Source organism: Brevibacterium sp. UMB1308A, assembly GCF_030230605.1.
GTDB lineage: Bacteria > Actinomycetota > Actinomycetes > Actinomycetales > Brevibacteriaceae > Brevibacterium.
On the sequence record NZ_JASPDO010000009.1, the window covers coordinates 51,037 to 74,154 of the forward strand.

The 23,118-nt window shown below is 58.6% G+C and carries 20 protein-coding genes and 1 pseudogene; 10 read left to right on the top strand and 11 right to left on the bottom strand.

Annotated elements, in window-relative coordinates; translation table 11 throughout:
* Positions 1–7: 7 nt before the first annotated feature.
* The 3 genes from QP868_RS05790 to QP868_RS05800 all read left to right on the top strand — a co-directional run bounded on the left by QP868_RS05790 (position 8) and on the right by QP868_RS05800 (position 1,795).
* Positions 8–871: a DUF817 domain-containing protein gene (locus QP868_RS05790; protein ID WP_473964630.1), complete on the top strand. Its 864-nt coding sequence runs from the start codon at positions 8–10 to the stop codon at positions 869–871.
* A gap of 66 nt (positions 872–937) precedes the next feature.
* A complete protein-coding gene (locus QP868_RS05795; protein WP_284925662.1) occupies positions 938–1,168 on the top strand; it encodes a hypothetical protein in 231 nt (76 codons plus the stop codon).
* Positions 1,169–1,252: 84 nt separating this feature from the next.
* Positions 1,253–1,795, top strand: a complete 543-nt coding sequence (locus QP868_RS05800; RefSeq protein ID WP_284925663.1) for a hypothetical protein — start codon at positions 1,253–1,255, stop codon at positions 1,793–1,795.
* A 45-nt stretch (positions 1,796–1,840) separates the two neighbouring features.
* Here QP868_RS05800 and QP868_RS05805 read toward each other — a convergent pair whose 3' ends face one another.
* On the bottom strand, positions 1,841–2,917 hold the full coding sequence (locus QP868_RS05805; protein WP_284925664.1) for a dipeptidase: 1,077 nt from the start codon (positions 2,915–2,917) through the stop codon (positions 1,841–1,843).
* A gap of 115 nt (positions 2,918–3,032) precedes the next feature.
* Between QP868_RS05805 and QP868_RS05810 the strand changes: the two genes are divergently transcribed.
* Positions 3,033–3,830 carry a serine hydrolase gene (locus QP868_RS05810; protein ID WP_284925665.1) on the top strand — a complete coding sequence of 266 codons (798 nt, stop codon included), beginning with the start codon at positions 3,033–3,035 and terminating at the stop codon, positions 3,828–3,830.
* A gap of 5 nt (positions 3,831–3,835) precedes the next feature.
* Complete coding sequence (locus QP868_RS05815) at positions 3,836–4,447, top strand: GNAT family N-acetyltransferase (RefSeq protein ID WP_284925666.1); 612 nt, start codon at positions 3,836–3,838, stop codon at positions 4,445–4,447.
* 40 nt (positions 4,448–4,487) lie between these two features.
* On the opposite strand, the gene QP868_RS05820 is transcribed toward QP868_RS05815, so the two are convergent.
* From QP868_RS05820 to QP868_RS05830, 3 genes and pseudogenes are all read right to left on the bottom strand, one after another.
* The gene (locus QP868_RS05820; RefSeq protein ID WP_284925667.1) at positions 4,488–5,477 is read right to left on the bottom strand and encodes an ABC transporter substrate-binding protein; all 990 of its coding nucleotides are present in this window, start codon (positions 5,475–5,477) and stop codon (positions 4,488–4,490) included.
* A 101-nt stretch (positions 5,478–5,578) separates the two neighbouring features.
* Positions 5,579–6,364 (bottom strand): annotated as a pseudogene (locus QP868_RS05825) (ABC transporter ATP-binding protein).
* 20 nt (positions 6,365–6,384) lie between these two features.
* Positions 6,385–7,437, bottom strand: a complete 1,053-nt coding sequence (locus QP868_RS05830; protein WP_245527069.1) for a FecCD family ABC transporter permease — start codon at positions 7,435–7,437, stop codon at positions 6,385–6,387.
* A gap of 32 nt (positions 7,438–7,469) precedes the next feature.
* On the opposite strand from QP868_RS05830, the gene malQ reads away from it, so the two are divergent.
* Both malQ and QP868_RS05840 read left to right on the top strand, forming a co-directional pair.
* Positions 7,470–9,530, top strand: coding sequence for a 4-alpha-glucanotransferase (gene malQ, locus QP868_RS05835; protein ID WP_284925668.1), 2,061 nt, complete (start codon positions 7,470–7,472; stop codon positions 9,528–9,530).
* 19 nt (positions 9,531–9,549) lie between these two features.
* Positions 9,550–10,278 (top strand): class I SAM-dependent methyltransferase, encoded by a 729-nt coding sequence (locus QP868_RS05840; RefSeq protein ID WP_284925669.1) that lies wholly within the window; start codon positions 9,550–9,552, stop codon positions 10,276–10,278.
* 11 nt (positions 10,279–10,289) lie between these two features.
* Here QP868_RS05840 and QP868_RS05845 read toward each other — a convergent pair whose 3' ends face one another.
* The 3 genes from QP868_RS05845 to QP868_RS05855 all read right to left on the bottom strand — a co-directional run bounded on the left by QP868_RS05845 (position 10,290) and on the right by QP868_RS05855 (position 15,513).
* Positions 10,290–11,186 (bottom strand): 3-hydroxyacyl-CoA dehydrogenase, encoded by an 897-nt coding sequence (locus tag QP868_RS05845; RefSeq protein WP_284925670.1) that lies wholly within the window; start codon positions 11,184–11,186, stop codon positions 10,290–10,292.
* A gap of 97 nt (positions 11,187–11,283) precedes the next feature.
* Entirely contained in the window at positions 11,284–11,685 is a 402-nt protein-coding gene (locus QP868_RS05850; protein WP_284925671.1) for a hypothetical protein, read from the bottom strand.
* Positions 11,686–11,796: 111 nt separating this feature from the next.
* Positions 11,797–15,513 carry a phosphodiester glycosidase family protein gene (locus tag QP868_RS05855; RefSeq protein ID WP_284925672.1) on the bottom strand — a complete coding sequence of 1,239 codons (3,717 nt, stop codon included), beginning with the start codon at positions 15,511–15,513 and terminating at the stop codon, positions 11,797–11,799.
* A gap of 200 nt (positions 15,514–15,713) precedes the next feature.
* On the opposite strand from QP868_RS05855, the gene QP868_RS05860 reads away from it, so the two are divergent.
* Positions 15,714–16,985: an ATP-binding protein gene (locus QP868_RS05860; RefSeq protein WP_284925673.1), complete on the top strand. Its 1,272-nt coding sequence runs from the start codon at positions 15,714–15,716 to the stop codon at positions 16,983–16,985.
* 54 nt (positions 16,986–17,039) lie between these two features.
* Here QP868_RS05860 and QP868_RS05865 read toward each other — a convergent pair whose 3' ends face one another.
* Entirely contained in the window at positions 17,040–17,681 is a 642-nt protein-coding gene (locus tag QP868_RS05865; RefSeq protein ID WP_284925674.1) for a LysE family translocator, read from the bottom strand.
* 141 nt (positions 17,682–17,822) lie between these two features.
* Here QP868_RS05865 and QP868_RS05870 point away from each other — a divergent pair, with 141 nt between their 5' ends.
* Complete coding sequence (locus QP868_RS05870) at positions 17,823–18,341, top strand: hypothetical protein (protein WP_284925675.1); 519 nt, start codon at positions 17,823–17,825, stop codon at positions 18,339–18,341.
* 38 nt (positions 18,342–18,379) lie between these two features.
* Here QP868_RS05870 and QP868_RS05875 read toward each other — a convergent pair whose 3' ends face one another.
* From QP868_RS05875 to arsA, 3 genes are all read right to left on the bottom strand, one after another.
* Complete coding sequence (locus QP868_RS05875) at positions 18,380–19,192, bottom strand: cytochrome c biogenesis CcdA family protein (RefSeq protein ID WP_284925676.1); 813 nt, start codon at positions 19,190–19,192, stop codon at positions 18,380–18,382.
* Positions 19,189–19,974 (bottom strand): DsbA family protein, encoded by a 786-nt coding sequence (locus QP868_RS05880; RefSeq protein WP_284925677.1) that lies wholly within the window; start codon positions 19,972–19,974, stop codon positions 19,189–19,191. Before QP868_RS05880 ends, QP868_RS05875 begins: the two co-directional genes overlap by 4 nt.
* 154 nt (positions 19,975–20,128) lie before the next feature.
* Entirely contained in the window at positions 20,129–21,886 is a 1,758-nt protein-coding gene (arsA, locus tag QP868_RS05885) for an arsenical pump-driving ATPase (RefSeq protein WP_284925678.1), read from the bottom strand.
* A gap of 518 nt (positions 21,887–22,404) precedes the next feature.
* On the opposite strand from arsA, the gene QP868_RS05890 reads away from it, so the two are divergent.
* Positions 22,405–22,752, top strand: a complete 348-nt coding sequence (locus QP868_RS05890; RefSeq protein WP_284925679.1) for an ArsR/SmtB family transcription factor — start codon at positions 22,405–22,407, stop codon at positions 22,750–22,752.
* Positions 22,753–23,118 lie beyond the last annotated feature (366 nt).

A 23,118-nucleotide genomic window follows, 5' to 3' on the forward strand; every position in this document is an offset into this window, starting at 1 on the left:
TGACATGATGTTCGAATCAACTCAGCTTGAACACTACTTAGACGGCAAAGCCCACGCTTGGCTATACAAACACCGTCACGCTTCGGGACTCACACGTTGGGTCGTGGAGTTCACGGTGTTTGTTCTTAAGCAGGCGTGGGCTTGCATCTTTGGCGCAAGCTTCCTTGTTGTTCTTATTGCGTTTCGACTCTGGTGGCCAGAAAGCGCAATCGTCAGCCGTAACGACGCACTTGTTATCGCTGCAGTGATCATCCAAATCCTCATGATCACTCTGAAGCTCGAGACGGGCAAAGAGCTGTGGATCATCATGCTGTTTCACGTCGTTGGTACCGGCATGGAAGTGTTCAAAACCGCCGTGGGTTCGTGGAGTTACGGCGATCACGGCGTGCTTCGTATTGGGCACGTTCCCCTCTACTCAGGGTTCATGTACGCCGCCGTCGGTTCATACATGGTGCGCGTCTATAAGCTGTTCGACCTTCGGTTTAACCGCTATCCCCCACGCTGGCTCACCGCGGTGATCGCACTGGCCATTTACATCAACTTCTTTACCCACCACTACATCTTCGATTTCCGCTGGATCCTTACTTTTGCAGTGATCGCATGTTTCGCCCCGTGCGTCATGCTGTTTAAAAATCACCGTAGCCGCCCCTACCGGCATCTTCCGCTTCTTCTCCCTTTTATAGGCACAGCATTCTTCATCTGGTTAGCCGAAAACATTGCCACCTGGGCAGGTGCCTGGATCTACCCCTCCCAACAAAACGGCTGGGAACTCGTGTCTATCCAGAAACTTGTCGCGTGGTTCCTGCTCATGATTATCTCCGTAGTGCTCGTAACCTTTGTCTACCCGCCACGGCCCTACAAGAAAGTCTGAACCTGTCGCCCTATACAATTACGCATAACGAAATAGCGTGGGTTGGGAAGAGAACGGGGTGTGGCGATGAGCGCCAACTTCAATCCGCAGAAGGTTGCGCAATTCAAGTCGAAATTCAAAAAGGCCTCAAACACGACACAACCGCCACATCCTGCACAGCTACCTCAACCCGGTCAGGCTGCACAACCGCCTCAACCCGGCCAGCCTGCCCCGGCCATGCCTTCCCAGCAACCAGCGCACCCCGCTCAGTCAGCGCAACCCACGCACTCTGCGGAGCCAGCAACCACCTCGGCGTAGGGATCCCAAACGTCCCGAATCCTCATAGGTGTAAGCGCGCTCATTCTTGTCGCGGCCCTTGCGGTGGGTGGCACCTACCTGTTTATGCGCGACGACAACGCTACAGTGTCCTCCCCCGAACCTGTGGCTGAAGACCAGCAGGACGCCGAGCCAGACCAGTCAGGCGTAGGCAGCAACGAAGAGGAACCGGCGGTGTCAGACGACGCTGAAGGCTCAGACACCTCTGACGACACCAGCCTCAGCAGTGCAGAAAAGCTCGACCAGAAAGTTGAAGAAGACAAAGTTGTCGTCGATCAGAATCTGATTGGGAAATGGGTCCCTCAGATCTCGTCAAAGAAAGTCGGTATGGAAGCCGACGGCCAGGTGTGGGACGAAGACGCTATCTACGAAGAACACCAGGAACTCGCAAACGAGTATGGCGCCTCGCAAGTGCTACTGCTGAAGTCGGAAGACTATGCCTCGTATCGCCAGCCGGGCTACTACGTCACGGTCATCGATTCGTCGTACGACGATCCCGACGACGCCCTCCAGTGGTGCCGCTTCTACTCCTTAGACGCTGACCACTGTTACGCAAAGCAAATCAACACCACCGGCGGACCAGACGGCACCACGCGTCTGCAAGAGTAAACGCCCGGCTCATGATGCCGTCCCGGCCCCCGGCCGAGGTGGTTGCTAGCTTTCCGTGTCCACCCGCGGGGCGAACTGACGTGGCTCAGTGGGAACTGTTTCGCCACGAACGAATGCACGGTAAGCGGGGTCATGGGCTTCAAGAACGCGGAGCACGTTCTTATTTCCGAGCCCTTCGAGCTCCTGGTGTGTCCACCCGCGTGACTCAAGTTCTGCGAACAGGTCTTGGTACGTTCCCACGTGGCCAAGGCCGTCAATCGTTGCGTCGATGCCGTCGAAGTCCGCCCCGATTCCCACGGAGTCGACCCCGGCGAGTTCGCGCACGTGGTCCACGTGATCGGCAACCTGTTTGAGGGTCACCGCAGGTGCGGGTGTTGACTGGTCGCTTTCTTCCCACTCATAGCGTTCTTGCGAAATGAACTTGGGAACGAACGGAACCATCACGGTTCCATCGGCGTCACCAATGCGTGCCAACACGTCGTCGGGTACGTTGCGCGGGTGTTCACACAGCGCTCGTGCACCTGAGTGTGTGACCAGAACAGGCGTGTCTACCAAGTCAAGGGTTTGGCGCATCACACTGGGGGCGACGTGAGCCAGATCAGGAATCATGCCGATCCGCTCCATCTCTTTCACAACCTCATGCCCAAAGTCGGTGAGTCCGCCATGACGCGCGTCATCGGTTGCGGAATCGGCCCATTCGGTGGTCTTTGACCACGTGAGTGTCATGTACCGAGCGCCCAAGCGCGCATACTGGCGCAACGCTGCTAGGGACCCGTCGATCTGTGCCCCACCTTCTACACCAATGAGCGACGCGATCACACCGGCTTTCATCGACGCACGCACGTCATCAGCAGTCAAAGCCAGCTGGAAGTGTTCAGGGTACGACGCGATGAGCCGGTGAACAAAGTCAATCTGTTCAAGCGTGGCAGTGACTTGTTGCGCACCTTCCAACACAGGATCGATCCATACCGACCAGAACTGCCCGGCTACCCCACCGGCGCGCAGACGCGGAATATCAGTGTGGAGAACCGGAACTTCGCCATCCAGCCCTTCTGTGCGGTACTGGCGTTCCACGCGGCTCTTCCAAGCCAGGTCGTTGTGTCCGTCGATTACGGGGTACATGAATCGCTCCTTTCGTGGCTTCTATCATGTCAGAAGAGAGTAGGACTGCGACATGGGCATCCAAGCATGCGGACACCCCCAGTTGTTCGTCGCAAACGCACAAAGGAGATTGGTTGTGGACACTGTTCGTTGGAGTATCGACATCAGGGACATCGACGCTCCAGTACTACATGAAGAAGGTGCCGATCTTCTGTGCGAAACCGCCAGCATCGGCAAAATCTTCCTTCTCGTAGAGGTCGCACGCCGAATCCTGAACGGCGACCTGGATCCCACGTCCCCCATCGACATTCCGCAAGACCACTTAGTTGAAGAATCGGGAATCCTATACAGGTTCGTCAATCAAAACATTGCAGTTGCTGACGCGGCTTTGCTCGTGGGCGCGTTCTCAGATAACTTGGCAACCAACGCCCTCATTCACATGTGCGGGTTGGATACTGTGCGTTCCGTTTCCCGCGAACTAGGATATAAGCACACGGCACTTTTGGACTTCATTCGCGACGAAGAACGCACACCTGACCTCCCCTGGGCATCTTCAGCTGGAACTGCCCGGGAACTTTCGCACGTCATGGAACAGCTGCACCATGGCACTGTTGTCTCTCCCGAGGTGAGCGCTCAAGTGTTGTCGTGGCTTGCCTCCGATGCGGACACGTCTATGTTCGCTGACGCCTTTTACCTTGACCCTCTGGCGCACATTCATGAAGACGGAGTGCTGTTGCGTCATAAGACAGGAACCACCGAGGTCGTCCGGGCTGATGTGGGTATCGTCACCGGCCCAAAGGCCACAGTGTCATACGCGGTACTTGCGAACTGGAAAGGGATGGACGATCAACGTGAACCAGTCATGCAGAGAATGCGTGCGCTGGGTGCTCAGGTGCGCGCGTATGTCACGGGTAGATCTGCGCATGTAGGCTAAAACCTATGCAACCTGTTGAAATCGAAACTGAACGTTTGGTGCTACGTCCGCTGCAACCCGGTGATGCACAGGCCATCTGCGACATTTGCCAGGACCCACTGATCCAAAAGTGGACCATGGTCCCTTCACCGTATCTGCTCAGTGATGCGGAATCGTTCATCTCTTTGACAACCCAATGGTGGGAATCCGACCAGCCCACCTGGATCATGCTCCTCAAGGAGGCACTCACGGAAGGCTCCCCAGACGCGGACGCCGATACCGCCTCGGCGCAGGTTGCCGGCATGATTTCGTACAACAACCCACTCATCGCAGGAGACCGCGGCGAGGTTGGCTACTGGGCCAACCCCGAACACCGCGGCAAGGACTACACCAGCGAGGCACTCAACGCGATCATCGACTGGGGTTTTGAGCTGGGGCTAGGCGCGATCGGTTGGCGTTGCGAAGTCCACGACGGTGTGCCTAACTACGCGAGTGCTCGTGTGGCGCAAAAGTGTGGCTTTGTCTACGACGGCACGATCCGCTTAGAACACACCAACAAAGGCAAGCTCTACGACTCGCGAATCGCAACCCTCACACCCAAAGACCCGCGCACCGACACCGGCCCGTGGCCAGATTAAAGCCCACAGGCCGGGTGTAGCGGAACCGCTGAGGCCCACGTTAAGACGCCTTCGACTCCGCAACGATCGACAGCACCTTTTGGTATCCGGTTGGAAGGTTTACACCAGCCACACCGGATGCCTCGGTCATGGGAACCACGTGGATTTGGTTGTTCTTCACGGCAGGAATCTGCGCAACGGCCGGGTTGTTGAGAAGCGACTCGAACGGCTCCTTGCCCTTGCCCATAAAGTCTTCGAGCAAAATGATGTCCGGTTGAGCTTTGACCAGCTTTTCTACGTCAATCGGTGAGGTGTTCTCAATACCCAGCGTTTCGGTTGCGTCCTTCGCACCAGCACGGATCGCAAGCCCGGGAAGCATCTGGTCTGAGTCCATCACCATGATCTTGTCACCGCGCGCCATGAGAGCGAGCGCAGACGGTTCATGGTCAGCGTCCATGCGCTTGTCGTCGATCTCCTTGATCTTTTTCATAAGCGCATCTGATTCGGATGTTGCTTTGTCTTCTTCGTGGAGTGCTTCACCCACCCGTTTGAGCGTTTCCGCGTACTTCTCTGGGGTGCTGAAGTCCTCGGTGTGCAACTGCAGCACCGGCACGTTCGCCTTCTGTAGCTGCTCCGCTGCGGACTTTTCTCCCCCGTGACGCGCGGTGGTGAGCACCAGGTCAGGCTTGAACGCCAGAATCTGTTCAGCGTCTGGGTTCACGCCCGGTGGCAAAGTGTTTTCGACCTTCCTGGCTTCCAATGGCACCATGCCCATTTGAGGGTTCTTCGAGCTTGCGCTCACGGCTGCCATGTTGTCAGCACCTGTGAGCAAGAGAGCCATATCGGATATTTCAGAGCTGGTTGCAACGACGCGAGTGGGCTTCTCTTTTGGAACAACGAACTCACTAGCACCGGTGTCACCGTTGCCCTCAGAGTTTCCAGCACCTCCAGCGTCTTCAGACTGACCGTTCGAACATCCCGTCAACGCCAGAACGCCAATCATTCCCACCGCACACGTGCGGACAGCGGATCGGACAACCTTCTTCAGCATTTTTCTCCTTCTAGACCCCTAACGGGCCAGCTCAAGGATAGTCGGCGCACACGTGCATGCACCTATTCGCATGTGCACATATGCGCAATCTCACAGTCGCATCAGTCTAAAGGTGTGACGGTTAGCATCCCAGTGACCTCTGAGCGACGCACATCCACTTTGACCCCGTACGCGCTTTCTAAGAAAGCGGGGGTGAGAACGACCTCGGGCGGGCCCTGCGCCACCACCTGGGAACCCGCCGAGGTGGGAGCCAGCAGCACGAGTTCGTCGCAGTACCGTGCGGCTTGAGTGATGTCGTGGAGGACCGCGATCACGGTGCGGTGTCCGCTGGCCCACGGGCGTAGCAACTGCAGCACCCGCTGTTCGTGGTTGAGATCCAAGGCCGAGGTGGGTTCGTCAAGGACCAGAGTGGGCGCTTCCTGCGCGATCGCGCGGGCCAGCGAAGTGAGTTGGCGCTCGCCTCCACTGGTTTGGCGTACGGGCCGGTCAGCCCAGTCCGTGGCCCCCACCTGCTCTAACGCGGCGTCAATCACCTCGACGTCGTGGGCAGATTTCAGAGTGAACCGATCTTGGCGCACGTACCGGCCCATCGAAACGAGCTCACGGCCGGTGAAGTCGTCCGGAGGTGGCGTGTCTTAAGCGACAAACGCGACGTGTTCGGCGCGTTCCCGAGCGCTCATGTGCGCTATTTCATGACCGTCCACTCGTACAGAACCCGTGTAGGCACGAACACCAAGGATCGCGTGCAGAAGCGTTGATTTACCCGCCCCGTTGGGTCCAATAATGCCGTGAACATGACCTGGTTCGAACGTCGCAGACACATCGCTCAGTACAGTGCGTTTGCCGTACGCAACCGCCACGTTTTCCAGAGTGACGCCGGTACTCATCGCCTGTTCCCCGTTTGTCGTCACCGTGCCCTCCGCATCACCAGGAACAGCAAGAATGGTGCGCCCACCAGTGCTGTTACGGTTCCGGTTTGGAGCACAACAGGGTTAAAGATCATCCGCGCGCACGTGTCGGCGACAACCAGGAACGTTCCTCCTAGAAAGAACGAGGCTGGGAGCAAGAACGTGTGGTCGGAACGGAACATCAAACGCACCAAGTGCGGAACCACCAAACCAACAAACGCAATGATTCCCGTGATCGCCACACCAGCGGCGGTGGTGAGAGCTGCGGCTGCCAACACCAGCTGCGAGACCCGGCGCACTTCAACCCCAGAGGACTGAGCGGTGGTCTCCCCCAGAGCGAACATGTTGAGTTCACGCGCAAAGAACAGCACACCGGCCGCACCAACAAACAGCGGAATGATCGCAACACCCAGATCGCTCATGGTGCGGCCTGTCAGATCACCGTTGAGCCAAAACAACGCAGAACGCGCGTCCTCAGCGTTCGTCGCATTCGCAATCACCGCTGAAATTACGGCACCCAAAAACGCGTTCATCGACATACCCACCAACAACAGGGTTGCCGGGGAACCACCTCGGCGGAATCCAATCGCTTGGACAACAAACGTGGCAACCAACGCTCCCACAAAAGCGCCCACGGGCAAAACCCACGGGTTCGCAACACCGCACACGATGCACAAAACCGCCACGGTAGCCGCGCCACTGGACACTCCTGTGATGCCAGGTTCTGCTAACGGATTGCGGAACACCGCCTGCATTGCCGCGCCCGCGATACTGAGTGAGCCACCCACCAAAGCCGCCGTGAGAACCCGTGGCAGGCGCACCTCGGTCACCAACAGATCAGGGCCTTGTGGCTCCACACCGCCCGGCATTAACCGTGCCAAAGCGCCAACGACCTCGGGAAGGGTCAGCGTCACAGGGCCAACCGCAACAGCAACAAAACTGGCGACAAGCAACACCACAGCAAGCACACCGAGCCACACGAACCGGGTCGGCAAGGTGGTAGAGCGCATCACGGCTGGGCGGGTGCGCTGAGGAACTTCACGTTTGGGCATGTCTCCTACAAGAATACGGATACGATACATGTATGGCGGTAGACCCAGCGGTGTTGCGTGAATTTGCGTCCGAACTAGGAATACGAACTGAGTACTACGGCAGTGACGGTGCTTTCAAAAGCGTGCCGCACGAAACCTTGCAAGCGGTCGTGGCGTCGTTTGGGTATCCGGTTGAGTCGAACCAGGACGTTGACGCGGCCCGCACAGAACGCACCCTCGCATACTGGCAACGGACCTTGCCTCCCATCACCGTGACACGCGACGACCGGGAGGACACAATCCCGGTTCATGTCCCCCATGGGACGTCCGTGACCGTGGACATGCTTTTTGAAGACGGCGGGGGTCAGGCGCTCACCCAGGTTGAGGACAATACGCCGCCTTTTGATACCGGCGCCGAGGTCGTTGGCCAGGCCCGCTTTTTACTTCCGGCAGGGCTGCCGTTGGGGTGGCACACGCTGGTGGCACACACGGAAAAAGGCGAGGCACACGCGCAAGCGGTGGTGACACCGGCGCGGTTGACCACCTCAGACGTGGTGAGTAGACGACGTGCCGTGGGCGTTCACGCGCAGCTGTACTCAGTGCGGTCGGAACGGTCCTGGGGTATGGGCGATATCGCTGATCTTCGTGATGTGAGCGCGATCCTGGGGGCGCGCTTCAACGCTGATTTTGTGCAGATCAACCCGTTGCACGCCACTGCGCCCGCTCCCCCGGTTGAAGCGTCGCCGTATTTGCCGTCATCGCGGCGTTTTTTCGCTGCCTTGTATGTGCGGGTGGAGGACATTCCGGAGTTTGCGCAGGCGCCTGAGTCTGTTCGGCAACGTGTGCGCGAATTGCACCAGCAGTTTGCGTCGGTTAACCGGCTGAATACGTTGCTTGATAGGAACCGGGTGTTGACGGCGAAGCTCGAAGCGCTGGAGCTGTTGTTTGCGGTTCCGCGCACCCCGGCGCGGAAGGCGCTGTTCGATGCGTATCGCAGGGCGGAAGGTTCCGGACTGTCCGAGTTTGCTCAGTGGTGCGCGGATGAGGCGGGACGATGCCGGCCTGGGGACGCGGTGATGGCTGATCCTGAGTTTCACGCTTGGGTGCAGTGGATCATCGACGAGCAACTTATGCATGCTCAGTCTGCTGCGACGGCTGCGGGTATGCGTATTGGCATCATGCATGACCTGGCTGTGGGAGTCGAAGAGAACGGTGCCGATGCATGGATGCACAGGACCGTTTTAGCTGAGGGCGTGTCGGTTGGTGCTCCGGCTGATCAGTACAACGAGCATGGTCAGGATTGGTCGCAATCCCCGTGGCACCCCGAACGCATGGTCCAGCACTGCTACCGGCCGTGGCGTGACATGCTGCGTACGCTCATGCGTCATGCCGGGGGCTTACGGGTTGACCACATTCTGGGGCTGTTCCGTTTGTGGTGGATTCCACGTGGCAACACCGCGCTCAACGGCGCATATGTGACGTATGTCCACGAGGCGTTTGTAGGGATTCTGGCGTTGGAGGCGCAGAGGTCCGGCACCGTTGTGGTGGGTGAGGACTTGGGAACGTTCGAACCGTGGATCCAGGACTATTTGCAGGAGCGTGGGATCCTGGGCACCTCGGTACTGTGGTTCGAGCGGGACGGTGGGACACCTCGGGCCCCGCAACGATACCGACGCGCGTGCCTAGCAACGGTCAACACGCACGATTTGGCGCCGGTGCGTGGGTATGTGGACTGTTCGCATGTCAAGGTGCGTGAACAGTTGGGGTTGCTCACCCGGCCGGTGACCCAGGAGTTTGCTGACGAGAAGCGGGCGATTGATGCGGTCGTTGAGGCGGCGGATGTGGCGGGATGCTTCGGCCCTGAGGGCTCGAGCGACACGGATGATTTGGTTGTGGGGTTGCACCGGTATATCGCGCAGACGCCAGCAGTTCTGGTTGCGGCGGGGCTTGCCGATTGTGTGGGTGAACGGCGCATGCAGAATCAGCCGGGGACAAACACGGAGTACCCGAACTGGAAACTGCCGCTTGCTGATTCGAAAGGTCGTGTGGTGTTGGTCGACGATCTGGTTGGGCAGCCTCTGCTTGCTCGCATTATGGATGCGCTTTCCGAATAATTTTTTATACGATGAGCCCGTGACTGACTCATATAGCGTGAACGCGGAATGGTATGCGGCCCTGGTTATACCGTGGCAAGACGGGATGGACAGTGCGGTCCGAACGCTTTTAGGACCGATCGACGGTGGTGCTGTTGTCGACATCGCAAGTGGCGTGGGCACGGGTTTGCCACTGTTGCATGAACTGGGTGCGGAGCGCCTGTACGCGGTTGAACCGTCTGAAGCGATGCGGATTGGGCTGGTGACAACGGTGGCGCGCGATCCGAAGCTCATGAGTGTCACCACCGTTGTTCCGCATGCGTTTCCGCAGGCCAGCGAGCTATTGCCGGCGGAGTGGTCGGCGGGCGTGATGTTGAATGCGCTTGGTCACCTGGACGATACTGACCGGGAAGAGTTGTGGGCTACTGTTGCGAAGCGGCTGGTACCTGGCGGGAGATTTGTTCTTTCACTGCAACCACCTGAAACGGTCACGGAGATTCCGTGGGCCGACTTTGGATCTGTGCAGATTGGTGATCATGTATTGCAGACGCGAGGCAAGGCGGAACCGCTGAGTGACACGCATGTGGAGTGGACCATGGAGTGGACGCTCATGGACCAGGACCGTGCCGTAATTGACGCTCGCACAACCACCTACCCGTGGCGGGTGCTCAGTCACGACCAGGTGGTTGACGAAGCGTCCCGGCACGGGCTCGTGGAAGTGCATGGCGAGGCGATTCCCACGTTTGTTGCGTTGGAAAAGCCTGTCTAGACGGAAAGCAACTACTTCGTAAAGAAGTCGTTTGGACCGGTGATGTTTCCGTCCTTGTCGTACAAGTAGAAACCTTTGCCGTCAGCAATACCGCTGAAGCCAGCGTCGATCGCCTCTTGTAGCTTTGCGGCAAAACGTTGTTCGGTTTCGTCTTCAGAGTTACGTGAAATGTTTGCTGCAACGTTGAAGCCGACTACGTCGTACACCTCAAACGGGCCGCGTCCAAAATGGGTTCCGGCCTTCCATGCGTTGTCGATTGCTTCAGGTTCTCCAACCCCATTGATGTAGAGGGCTGATCCGGCACGCAACCATGGGATTAGCAACGAGTTTAGGAAGTACCCTGGCGTTTCTTTTTCTACTCGAGCAGGGACCATGCCAGTTTCTTCCGCAAATGTAACTGCTTTGTCAACGGTCGAAGGGTCCGTTTTGGACGTACCCATGACTTCTGCGAGGTTCTGGGACCAGATACGGTTGGCGTAGTGGATTGCGACAAATCGTTCCGGTGCTCCGCTTGAGTCAGCGAAAAGCGAAGGCAGGAGCGATGAGGTGTTGGTGGCAAGCACTGTGCGTGCGTCAGCCAGTTTTCCTACTTTTTCCCATGTTTCGCGTTTCAGGTCCAAGTTTTCAGGTACCGCTTCAATAATGATGTCAACGTCACTCACGGCTTTTGCAAGTTCAGTAGTGGTTGAAATTCGCGACAGCGCTTCATCGAACTTAGGTTCACTGAAGTCGCTGAGATCTTCCGAGTAGCCGCGACGCATCCAGTCCCAGCGAGCCGGCAGTTTGTCGAGTGATTCCTGGAACGGATCAAAAATTGTGACGTCTTTTCCGTGGTATGCCGCTTGCATAGCAATTTGGGATCCCAAAACGCCACCACCCAAGATTGTTACGGTCTTAAAGATTGTCATTGTATGCCCCTCCTAAAGAGTCGAATGCCTGTGGTTCGAATGCTACTCCTGTCAGGAGACTGGGCGGGGTCATCGCGAAGCAAAATGTCTGTGAACTCTACTTGGACAAGCGGTCTTTACGACGTAGTTGACCTGCGAGGATAGGGGCAACGAGGGACGTGAGGACAACCAGGATCCAGAAATCGCCGTTGCGCACATCGAAGGTGGCGAGGAACTGCCCGATTGTTGCTCCTTCAAGGAACATGGGCACAGCGTCGAAAACGTTAGTGAGAATGAACCAGCCAATTCCCATGATGACGTAGTCCGCGGGTTTGCAGTCCCGAATCTTGGGAATAAAGATGAAGGCCATCCCTAAAATCAGAATCGATAAGATGATCCCGCTTACCGGACGTGCTGCATCTCCGATCGCGTCAACTAGCACGTTTTCGCGAAAGCCACCGTTCAAAATGGCCAGCGGAATGATGCCCAACCAGACGGCAAACGCCTTCAAGAACTTCATGGCTCAATTATCTCAAACGTGCTTGCGCGCTTACGTCGCAGGGCAGTCGCCTGAAGAGGTGACTGCCCTGTGTCATGCGCGCTTGCTAGCGCCTGTTAGCGCACAGCCGAGCTAGTGCCGTCCACTGCGACGTGTGCTTGTCAGCGCCACACTTCCAACACCAACTCCTGCCAACGCAAACAGCAACAGAACTGACACTTCAGTTCCCGTGCGTGGAAGCGTGCTTCCTTCGTTGTTCACCTCCGAAGCGTCTGTCTGTGATTCCGAGCCTTCGGAGTCAGGAGAAGGTTCCTCGCGGTCACCTGGTTGGTCCCCGGGGTTCTCAGGTTCCTCACTATCTCCCGGTGTCTCCGGTTCCTCGCGATCTTCATCCCCAGGTTTTTCAGGCTCGTCAGGCTGTTCCTTGTCAGCAGCCGGCACTGTCACTTCCTGAGTTGCGGTGCGGCCGTTGACCGTCACGCTCAGCTTTGCGGTGCCCGGACGTAGCGCCGTGATCTCCCCACTCACGGGGTTGTACCGGATGACAGCGTTTTCATCAGCGGCGTCCTCGGACTGCTCGCTACCGTCAACGATGTGGACACCTTCGCCACCCCACTGCGCGGTGACCGGCCACGCCACTGGAACAGTCCTTCCGTCCTGCACGAACGAAGCAGTGACCTGGCTGCTCTCGCCCAGCGGAACAGCGCGCGAGGTCTCGAGCGAAATCTCGTCAACCCAGGGTCGGGTTTCTGCGGCCAACCAGTCCACTCGGTCTTGCGGAGACGGGTTCTTTCCAACCTTGCCCTTTGCCGGGTCGATACCCAGCATCGTCCAACCGGTGAAGCCTCCTGTCTCCGGGGTTCCCGCCGGGCTCTTACCAGAGTTACCGTTCACCAGATAGGTCACGCCCTCCACTGGAGACCCATGGAATGCCCCCACGTGCGCGTTGATCACTGCAGCCGACTTGCCTGATGTGCGTTTGAAATCAGCCATGAGCTTCTCAAAAGCGCGGGCCTCGCGCTGGTCTGCCAGCTGGCTGTTCTTCGTTGGCAACGGATCGTTAGGCGGGTGGTGGAAAAACACCGTCACGCCAGTCAGGTTCGAATCACGTGCAACTTCGTCCAGCTGCTTTTCTAGCTTCGCGATCTGGTCGATTCCACCACTGCGTAGCGAACCACCCGCCGTGTTAAGGGTAATCACTCGAGTCCCGTCAACGTCCTGCGAAGTGGTGGCAGGCCCGATCTCTTGTTCGAACACACCAATATCGCTACCCATGATTTCGTGGTTACCGGGCACGTAAATGTGCGGAATGCTTGTGTCCCACTCCTCGTCGATGATCTTCTTCGCAAGAGCGAAGTCTTCTTTGGATCCTTCGTCCACGAAGTCACCATCGATGATCAGCAGATCGGGCTTTGCCTCACGGATCTCACGCAGGGTGCGACGAGCACCTGCCACCGCCTCGGAATCGGGTTGGGCGGCAATGAACTGAGCGTCACTCATCACCGCGATCTTCTGCGGGCGGTCTCCCACATCACCGTGTGTGAGCAGCGCTGGGTCGTGGATTGCGGGCTCCTTCTCACCCTCCGCGGTGGGCACGGTGGTCACTTGAAGGTTCGATACCGCGATGTCGCCTGTGTACTGGGCATCCGGGCGGGTTTCCATCATGCGAATGCGGTCGACCGTCAGCGGTTGTGCAAGCCCTTCGGGAACAGCGAACTTGACTGTTTGCCACCCTTCTTTCTCGAGGTGGTCGCCGTCGATGTTGGTGACGGTCCCGTTCGCGTCGGTCACCTGCAAGCGTGGCCAGGTGCCGTTTCCGTCGCTCTTAACATCCAGGCTGAATCCGATTGCAGTGCCCTCCACGGGCTCGGTTTTCTTGGCCCCCAGGTAGAAGCCGCGAGTGGCGCTCGAGGTGGTGAAGTCGTACTTCATGCCAATCGCTGGCTTGCCGTCTTGGCCTTCAGCCTTGGCGATCTCTCCGGAGGCGCGGGCACTGTCGGTTTCAAAGTCGTCCGGGTTGGAGAAGTCCCACAGGGCTGTGTCTTTTGTGCCGAAGGTCACCGGCACCGAGGTGGTGAGGTCTCCCACGGTAAACGTGACTTTTCCTGTGGTGGTCTTTCCGGTGGCGCGCACCGTCCAGGTGCCCAGGCCGTCGTCGTCGACTTCGACTCCGCCGGTGGTAGTGACTTTGACATCGGCAGTCTCGATGCGGGCCTGCTGACCGTCACCGTCGAGTCCGCTGAGGGTCAGTTTGGCCCGCGTGTCAGTGTTTGGCAGACTGAGTGACTTTTCAGAAGCGCGCAGTGCAATTGCTTTGCCCAGCACGCGCAGTTTGGTTTCGTCACTCATGTTGCCGGCACTGTAGGTGACCGTGCCGGATCCACGTTCTTCACCAGTAATACGAGCGGTGTTCTTCTTCACCGATGCGACCTTCAAAGGCGCGTCTGCACTGAAAGTCCCATCGACCTCGGCCGGGTCTAGGTTGGAGGCGAGCCCGGTGCCTTTCACGGTGCGGGTCAGCCCGGGGAACACTGCGTCTTCCCCTTCGAGTCCCAGGCTCAGTTGAACGCCCGAGGTGTCATCCGACTTCGCAGAAGAGTAGAAGACGAGCGCGTTGGGGACTTCCCGCACTTTTCCATCGGAAGGGGTGTTCCAGATCTTCTGCCCGTCATCGCCGGCAACGCGGGCGGACATGGCAGACGACCCTCCACCGTCAAGGTTGAGCGCGTTGTGCGCACCCATGTTGCGTAGCAGTTCTCCTGCTTCGGGCAGCGTCATTCCGCGGGATTCATTCGACCGCCCATCGATCACCATGACGAACAGTCGAGTGCCGTCTTTGCTGATTCCTACGGCTGTGCGCGGGTGCGTGCCTGTTGCGAGGTCGTCCTGCATGTTCGGAACTTCGCCGTTAGTGAGGATCTGGTGTGACCCGGCAATACCGAGGTCCACGTCCTCAGACGGTCCCACTTCGATGTCTACGTTGTCGCCTTTGGACAGCTGGGCGATTGTTTCTGCCCCGGCTTCACGGCCAATGAGCACCTGCGTACCGTCAGCAACCCGGCGTTCGCCGAGGCTGTCGACAACGCCGGTAGTTTCCGTGACGGTGCCGTCTTTGACGACAGCGGCGGCGACCTGTTCCGCCTTTTCGTCTGGCGCGCCTACCGGGCGGTCAAGGGTGTAGTCTCCCCAGGCCGAGGTGTACACACCAATACCATCTGTTTCCAACCTCGGGGTGTTCATTCCGGAGAGGTCGTGCTTCTTGTTCCCGGGCAGTGTGGCTGACCCGGTGGCTGAAAGTTCCTTCACCGCGGCGCGTCCTTGCGCGATGGTCAGTGAGGGTTGGGGTTTCGAGTTTCCGGCGCGCAGACCGTCGCTGCTGACCGAGGTGTAGATCGGCGCGTCCGAGTGGTTGATGTCGAAGAACGTGCCGTTGACCGCGGCGACGGCTTCTTTGCCGCGTGGGCCTTGGTGCATGACGTCATCCAGTGGAGCGCGTCCCGTGACAGTGCCGGTGTCCCGCAGGTCGGTGGAAAGAGTTGATTCGCCGAGGTCGGCGGTGAGAACGCTGCCCTCGTTCCAGCCTGGCTGTTCGAGGCGGGAGAAGGTTGTCAGGTCCAGTCCGGGTGCGACTGGTTTGGTTTCCGAGGTGCGTAGCACACCACCTTTGGACAGCTGCTCGTCAGTGACCTGCGCGGCAGCTGGGGTGGCCTGCCATACGTCAAGCGCTGTCAGGCCTGGGGTGAGAAGCGCAAAAACTGCGAGTAACGCAAACAGGCGCGTGCGGAATGAGGCGCGTTGTCGGGGATTCTTGTGAACGGATTCGGGGTACTCGGTAGGTGCGGGCTGCATGCTGTCCTATCGGGGATACGTTTTTTGCGAACGCCAGAACGCTAACAGCGGGACACTACGCGCAGATATCTGTGAAGTGAATCTCAGGTGTACCGCGATAAGTTGCCTGACACATGGCCGATAAATTGCCTGGTATCGAGCCGATAAATCGGCGGTTATCTCCTAGATAAATCGGCGGTTAGCCTGCTAATGTTCAGATTATGGCCATCGACTACCCAACGGACAACCCCTCTTACCTTCCGCGCTACATCGACCTTGAACTTGATGAGCTGGCGGGCGCGTCTGCTATCGCTATCGACGGACCAAAAGCAGTCGGCAAGTCCGAGACGGCCACAAGACGAGCGGACCGCACATACTTCCTCGACCGCGACAGCGAAAGGGAACTCCTCCGGGCTGACATGGACGCGCGGCTAGTCGCAGAAGACACACTGTGCATCGATGAATGGCAACACTTGCCTCAAGTGTGGGATGCGGTAAGGAGGAACGTCGACAAACAGGTACCCACACGCTATCTATTGACCGGAAGTGCCACACCCAAACAAGGCATAGATACACATTCCGGCGCAGGACGTGTGATCAGCCTACGCATGCGTCCACTCGCTCTTTCAGAACGTGTTGGCACCACACCAAGTGTGAAGATTGCCGATCTGTTTAATGGAGAACCCAGAATCTCGGACTCCACGGACTTTTCACTCGCAGACTACGCAGACTCCATCTGTGCGACCGGCCTGCCGGGCGTCTGCCAACAGCCAGACCGACTTCGCCGACAACTCATCGACGCCTATGTCCAGCGCGTCATCGACCGAGACGTCCCAGATCAGGGGCTTATGGTACGCAAGCCAGAATCGCTGCGTGCATGGTGGGCAGCGTACGCGGCCGCCTCCTCGACCACCACCTCGTATACCAAAATCTTGAACGCGGCTTCTCCGGGCGATTCTGCCAAAATTTCCAAAGATTCGGCTCTTGGCTACCGCGACATCCTCAGCAAACTGTGGCTGCTGGATCCAGTACCGGCTTGGTTCCCCAATCCCTCACCTTTCAAAAAACTCACTGCTGCTCCGAAGCACCAAATCTTTGACCCCGGCATTGCGGCCGCTCTGCTGGGTCTTACACCGAACATGCTTACATCCGGGGAGCCCGGCTCGTGGGAGATGTTTGGCCAGCTCTTCGAATCGCTGGTCACGCTCACTGTCCGCGCGGCCGGTCAGGCTGCCGAGGCGAAGGTCTCACATCTGCGCACACAAGGCGGAGCGCAAGAAATCGACCTGATTCTCGAACGCTACGACGGAAAAGTCATCGCCTTCGAAGTAAAGCTGAAACCTACGCCTACGGACAAGGACGTTCGCCATTTGCATTGGCTGGGTGAGCACATCGGTCCGCGTTTGGCGGACAAGGTCGTGGTCACAACGGGTACAAATGCTTACAGGAGGCCAGACGGCGTGGCTGTGGTCCCACTCGCACTACTGTGTTGAACCCCCAGGTTCACAGCACGTGGACTCGCTTTCGTTCACGCAGTCTGAAGACGATTAACCGCGATTCCCCGCCAATGCGGTGCGGATGCCAAGGAAAACCAGAACTGCTCCGCCCGCAGTGTCAATCCGTCGTTTCCAGTCAGCCAGGTTGAACTTCTCGGAAATCTTGCTGAGGCCTGTAGACCAAAGCCCAAGCCAGACGGCCATCCCACAGACGTGCACGGTAGCAAGAGTCAGCATTGACGACACTCCCATTAGCTGCGCCGGAACAAATTGCGGCGCCAGTGTTAGATACACGGTGGCGGCTTTCACGTTGAGCACGTTTGCCAGATATGCCTGCCCCACCTCGTGGACGACGGGCTTCGAGGGACTGTGTGCATATTCAAGCGATGACGAAACGCTCATCCGACGCCCACGCCATATAAGAAACACACCGAGACCCACCAAATAGATCGCGCCAACGAACCTAAGAACCTGGTACACCTCCGCTGAGCGCATCACAACCGCCGCAAGTCCGAGGCCCGCAAGAAGCCCGTGAGTAATGATTCCGAGGGCTGTCCCTACGATGACGGCCCAAGCGCCACGCCTATCGCCCACTAGGCCACGTGAACTCACCAAAGTGAAACTGGCACCGGGAGTGACGACAAGTGGAGTAACTGCGATGCCAAAGCCAATGAGCGAAGCAATTGAAAGCATTCAATCAGTATGCCATCGCCTCGTAAAGAAGCTTACAAGGACGCAGATTTAACAGCGCATGAGGCCATCTACATATAAATATGAAGAGAAGACGTATACCGTTGAGGCCGTTTAAGCCAACGAGGGGAAAGAGGAACAGTCATGAGCGAGTTAAATAGCAAGGCACGACTGGCTCAGGAGATCAAGGCATCGCCACATGACAGTTTTTCTGATGCACTCAAGGTTGCAGACGACATGTCAATTTCTCTCGTTAGAGAAGTTCTGGAGGAGGAAATCGCGTCTAACGATGCCGTGCTCTGCCACTGTTTCATTGAGCAATGGCTTGAGCGATTCGAACCTCTGCAGAAGCTCGCGGCCACTATTGAGGTGTCTCATCTGTACCTATTGGACCTGGTAGATGTACCGCACGCTGAAGACCTCATACTTTTGCGCACATTGGACAATGGCGCGGATGCAGTTGCGGCCCTCCGATCCGAAGTCCTTTCAAATCGAGATTTGGGACGAAATCCAGACGCTAGTTTTGGGTTGAAGTTTGTTAAAACAATCGAAGCCGAGGTTTGTGATCCGTTGGAGACAGCCATCGAGAGATTGCACGAAAACTCTGAGCGACTTGGTGTACTGATTCAGCGTGCGGACGATGAAGTGAAAGACCAAGGGTAGCCGGATTACCTCTCAGCCGGATTACCTCTCAGCCGAAGTTACTTATCGCGTGAGCCACGTCGTTTCATAACGACCACGGCAACGACGGCCACAAGGGCTGCTGTAACACCCAAAATCACCAGCTCAACACCAGCTGAAGAATTTTGAAGCACCCAACCTTCGATGCGTGCCTGGGTGCTTGCCCCAAGGAACCCAGATAGTTCAGCTGTGCCGCTTGTGAAGAACAGAAGCGCCGCCAGTGCAATCATGAGCAGACCACCCACAAGGTTCATCCAGGTGGTTGTCACCGGACCAAAAGAAACTGGGCGTGGACGAACAAGTTTCTGAACAACGGGTAGACGTGTCCACAGCGCTGAAAGGATTACAAGAGGAAGTGCCATACCAGCCGCAAAGAACACCAGGATCAGACCACCCCACAAGGCAGACGCGCTTGCTGCCGCGACAGTCAGAACGGCTCCCAGAATTGGACCGGCACACACTCCAGCCAACCCATAGACAGCGCCAAGCAGGTACACCGATGCGGTTGAGCGACCCGCGCTCTGCACACCAGAGGGCATGAACGGAAGGTTGATATTGAGCGCGGTCATAACACCCATCACACTGATAATCACTGCAACGACAGCCACGACAGCCTCCCGGTGCACAGTGACGAAAGCACCCACCGAACCCGCCAAAATGCCCAGCGGAACGAGCGTTGTAACCAGTCCCAAATAGAAGATGAACGTACGGCCTAACAGTTCTTTTGGCGAGGTAAAAGCGTAAGAAAAGAAAGCAGGCAGAAGCATGGCAGAGCACGGACTTAAAAGTGTGAGCACTCCCCCTGCAAAAGCTCCGAGAAGCCCTAAACTCATTGAGCTCCGGCCTTAGTCAGCTGTTCGTCTATAAACTTCGAGAAGTTTTCAACCGGCTGAGCACCTCGCATTGCGCTTTCGCCATCAGACGCCGCGAAGAACGGAACAGCCTGGATTCCGTAGTACTGTTGCGCTTTTGCCGTTGCGTCATTGACTGTGTCAATGAGTGTTTGATCGTTCATGTCTTTACGGAACTGCTCAATGTCTTCAACACCGGCGGTTTTGGCGAACTTCACAAGGGTTTCCTCGGGAAGATCAGGGTGGCCCTTTTCAGGAGCTGCCGCGTAGAGCGCGTCGGAGAATTCGCGGTACTTACCCTGTTTACCTGCTGCTTCCATAGCCGCCCCGGCTGCCGCTGACTGTTCACCGAAGAACGCAACAGTGATGAATTCGAAGCGCACCTTTCCGGTGTCAACATACTTCTTCTTCAGCTCCGGAAGGATGTCATTGTGAAAGTGGGCGCAGAAAGGGCAACGGGGATCAGTCCACTCTGTGATGACAACGGGAGCGTTTACGTCACCAATGGCCGCGGAGTCGTCGGCATCTCGTCTGACCCATTCGCCTTCGTTGCCAGATGCCTGCGCACCGTTGTTTGCATGGTCTTCAGACGACGCACTGGACGTTGCACCACTTTGTGCTGGATCTTTACCGGAAGCGTTTTTGTTACCCGATGTGAGCTGAGCAATTCCCACAACCGCGATAAAGGCAAGAGCCGCGACAATCGCGATGATGGCGTACGCTCTTCGACTACGCCCCTGTTTTGGAGATGAGTGACCGGCCATATACCTCACCATATCGACCCATTAACAAAAAGTCTCGGGACATCGAGTGAACGATGTCCCGAGTACTTCACATTGTGGACCAAGCAGAAGGCTTGTCGAAACTTGCACCGCCGGAGCCAGCTGGTGGATCCGGCGGTAGACGTCATTCATGCGGTCAGTTGCTAAGAGCGGTGAGCTGTTGCGTGCCGACGGGTTCGCGGATCTGGGTGGGGATTACGGCCATGCGGCTGGTAGTGGCGGCCACCGCGTCCAGTTGCGGTTGCTCGGAGCGTGCCCGGGTGGCCAGCAGTGGGCTGGTGGGGTGGGCCGCCGCGAGCGAGTTGTTCACCACCCACGCCCACGGGTAGATGCTGGCGCGTTCCAAGTCACTGGCCAGAGCCTGCGCCTCGGTGACGGGCGTCGTCTCAGGCAAGGTGACCACGATGATCTTGGTGTGGTCCGAATCCTGGAGCCGCATCAGCGGGGTGGTGACGTGGCCGCGCTGGTCGTCGTCGAGGTGGCGGGTGATGTCGCGGTGGTAGGAACCGGTGGTGTCTATCAGGAGCAGGGTGTGGCCGGTGGGGGCGGTATCCATGACGACGAACTGGTGCCGGGCCTTGTTCACGGCGCGACTGAACTGCTTGAAGACGGCGATCTCCTCGGTGCAGGGGCTCATGAGATCTTCGGCGAGGGCGGCGCGGCCGGCGTCGTCGAGCTTGGCGCCCTTGGAGGCCATGACGTGGTCGCGGTATTCCTGGATAGCTTTCTCAGGGTCGATGGCGCTGACCTCGAGCCCGTCGACGTCGTTGCCGAGGGTGGACGACAGGTGCGCGGCGGGGTCGGTGGTGGTGAGCAGGACTTTCTTGCCGCGCTGAACCAGGGCGATGGCGATGGCGGCTGCGACGGTGGTCTTGCCGACACCGCCCTTGCCCATCGTCATCACGAGCCCATGGTCGGCGTCGGCGAGCTGGTCGACCAGGCCGGCGAGGTGCGCTTGCTCGCCGATTCCCTGCCCGCTGGTGTCCTGCGCGTCGGCCTTCGGGTCGTCCTTGTCGTGAAACAGGGTGGCGAGTGCCTCGAGGCCGACCATGTTGACGCTCTTGAGGCTCACCGTGTCGCAGGGCAGGGCTGCCAGGGCGGCGGGCATAGCAGCGAGCGCGGCCTGTTCGCGGTCGTGGATGGCGCGGGACAGGTCGTCGGTGGCAGCTGCGGCGGGCAAGACGCCGTTAACGACCAGGTTGGTGGCATGGATGTCGAGCTCGGCGAGCTCGTCCAGGGTGCGGGCAACCTCGCGCAGCGTGGACTGCTGGGCCCGGGCGACGAGCACCAGGCGGGTGCGGGTGGGGTCGGTGAGGGCTTCGACGGCGGCGAGGTAGATGGCGCGATTCGTCTCGAGTCCGCTCATGGGCCCCAAGCAGGTCGCGTCGCCCTTGCCGTTGTCGAGGTAGCTGGTCCAGCTGCCGGGCAGCTGCAGCAGGCGGATAGTGTGGCCGGTGGGGGCGGTGTCGAAAATGACGTGGTCGTAGCCCACGGTGGCCTGGGTGTCGGCGAGAAGGTCGGTGAACTCGTTGAACGAGGCGATCTCTGTGGTGCAGGAGCCCGACAGCTGCTCGGTGATGGCCTCGACCTCCTTGACGGGCAGGACCGCGCGCACTGGTTCCAGGATCTTGTTGCGGTAGGCCTCAGTGGCCTCGTCGGGGTCGATCTCCAGCGCGTCGAGGCCGGGCACCTGCGGAATCGGGGTGATCTTGTTGCCGATGGTGGCACCAAACACTTGGGCGATGTTGCTCGCCGGGTCGGTGCTGACCAGCAGCACCCGTTTGCCCTGGCGGGCGAGATGCACGGTCGTGGCGCACGCGATGCTGGTCTTACCGACACCGCCCTTGCCAGTGAAGAAAAGGTGCCGGGGCGGCTTGTCGAGAAACTGGGTCATCACAATCTCCTGGAAGTTCGAGTCGGGGTCAGCAACAGCCAGTGGACGTGGCGGGGGGCTTCCTGCTGCGGGCCGCAGCATCCGCCCTGGGGCTGGGTGTCCTTCGTCGGGTTCAAACCGGCGTAGCGCTCCAGCTCGTCGCGACGCGGGTGGCGGCCGGCCAGCACTGTGACGTCGTCGACCAGCGTCAGGGGGCAGCCCCTCCGAGCCGGCGGCCTGCAAGAACTTGACAACCACGGGGTGCTCCGCGAACTGCGCTGGCTAGATTGGCGCGGTGGATGTCCACTCCCTGCACCTTGAGGGCGTTGACCGCGGCGGTGAAGTTGACCAGCTCCTAGTCGAGGTCGGGGCCACAAACCCCGGTGTTCCAACAAAGTGCAGGTTCGAAGACACGAATGACGGGCATGAGAAACCTCCGGCTCGGGTGAAGAACGACCATCACGTATTGATGACCGTCAATATGAGTGAGCTTGCCACACGTATCGACAAGTGTCAATATGAGCGGGTAACATGTCTGCATGACCGAACTACTGGAAGCCCCGATGGCCGGCGCCGAGGCCTGCACGCCGGGTGGTGGCATAATCTCGATGGAGCAAGCGGAACGAGTTGCGCTCGTCGCCAAGGCGCTTGCCGACCCGGTACGGTTGCGGATCCTGCACCACATCGCGGCCAGCCGGTGCTCCAGCGTGTGCGCGTGCCACATGCCCGAGGTGTTCGGCGTGACCCAGCCGACCCTGTCACACCACCTGAAGAAGCTGGTCGAAGCCGGGCTGGTAGACAAGGAAATGCGCGGCAAGTGGGCGCACTTCACCCCGCGACCCGAAGGGCTGGCCGCGTTGCACGAGTACCTCGCCATGCTGGGCTGAGGCCTGGCGACCCGAAAGGACATCGACGCCCCGGCCAGAGTCACGAGAGAAAGAAAACTGCCCCGCCTAATGGCGGGGCAAGTTTCGATGTTCTCATCTTATGTGGACGCCGGTGGACTCAGCCCGAACACGTGGGAGCGGATCGAACGGCTGAGTTCCATGTGGGAGCAGGCGAAGCAAGGCGTCGGAAGTGAGGAACCACGAGCGGGGGAACCTGATTTTGGGGTGGTGTTCAACCCAACGAGACGGTCTCGAACACCACTTACCGAGAACGAGGTGGACGCGATCCGAGCGGCGCGGGAGGCTGGCGAGACCGTGACGTCAATCGCGAGGCGTTTCGAGGTGCACCGGTTGACGGTTTGGGAA

Excerpts from the sequence above, each read along its gene's own strand:
- QP868_RS05870 (WP_284925675.1), top strand. The coding sequence starts at position 17,823 with ATGAGCGAGTTAAATAGCAAGGCACGACTGGCTCAGGAGATCAAGGCA.
- QP868_RS05850 (WP_284925671.1), bottom strand. The coding sequence starts at position 11,685 with ATGAAGTTCTTGAAGGCGTTTGCCGTCTGGTTGGGCATCATTCCGCTG.
- QP868_RS05820 (WP_284925667.1), bottom strand. The coding sequence starts at position 5,477 with ATGCTGAAGAAGGTTGTCCGATCCGCTGTCCGCACGTGTGCGGTGGGA.
- QP868_RS05800 (WP_284925663.1), top strand. The coding sequence starts at position 1,253 with ATGCGCGACGACAACGCTACAGTGTCCTCCCCCGAACCTGTGGCTGAA.
- QP868_RS05860 (WP_284925673.1), top strand. The coding sequence starts at position 15,714 with ATGGCCATCGACTACCCAACGGACAACCCCTCTTACCTTCCGCGCTAC.
- QP868_RS05805 (WP_284925664.1), bottom strand. The coding sequence starts at position 2,917 with ATGTACCCCGTAATCGACGGACACAACGACCTGGCTTGGAAGAGCCGC.
- QP868_RS05795 (WP_284925662.1), top strand. The coding sequence starts at position 938 with ATGAGCGCCAACTTCAATCCGCAGAAGGTTGCGCAATTCAAGTCGAAA.
- QP868_RS05790 (WP_473964630.1), top strand. The coding sequence starts at position 8 with ATGTTCGAATCAACTCAGCTTGAACACTACTTAGACGGCAAAGCCCAC.
- QP868_RS05890 (WP_284925679.1), top strand. The coding sequence starts at position 22,405 with ATGACCGAACTACTGGAAGCCCCGATGGCCGGCGCCGAGGCCTGCACG.
- QP868_RS05830 (WP_245527069.1), bottom strand. The coding sequence starts at position 7,437 with ATGCCCAAACGTGAAGTTCCTCAGCGCACCCGCCCAGCCGTGATGCGC.
- QP868_RS05865 (WP_284925674.1), bottom strand. The coding sequence starts at position 17,681 with ATGCTTTCAATTGCTTCGCTCATTGGCTTTGGCATCGCAGTTACTCCA.
- arsA (WP_284925678.1), bottom strand. The coding sequence starts at position 21,886 with ATGACCCAGTTTCTCGACAAGCCGCCCCGGCACCTTTTCTTCACTGGC.
- QP868_RS05875 (WP_284925676.1), bottom strand. The coding sequence starts at position 19,192 with ATGAGTTTAGGGCTTCTCGGAGCTTTTGCAGGGGGAGTGCTCACACTT.
- QP868_RS05815 (WP_284925666.1), top strand. The coding sequence starts at position 3,836 with ATGCAACCTGTTGAAATCGAAACTGAACGTTTGGTGCTACGTCCGCTG.
- QP868_RS05855 (WP_284925672.1), bottom strand. The coding sequence starts at position 15,513 with ATGCAGCCCGCACCTACCGAGTACCCCGAATCCGTTCACAAGAATCCC.
- malQ (WP_284925668.1), top strand. The coding sequence starts at position 7,470 with ATGGCGGTAGACCCAGCGGTGTTGCGTGAATTTGCGTCCGAACTAGGA.
- QP868_RS05880 (WP_284925677.1), bottom strand. The coding sequence starts at position 19,974 with ATGGCCGGTCACTCATCTCCAAAACAGGGGCGTAGTCGAAGAGCGTAC.
- QP868_RS05845 (WP_284925670.1), bottom strand. The coding sequence starts at position 11,186 with ATGACAATCTTTAAGACCGTAACAATCTTGGGTGGTGGCGTTTTGGGA.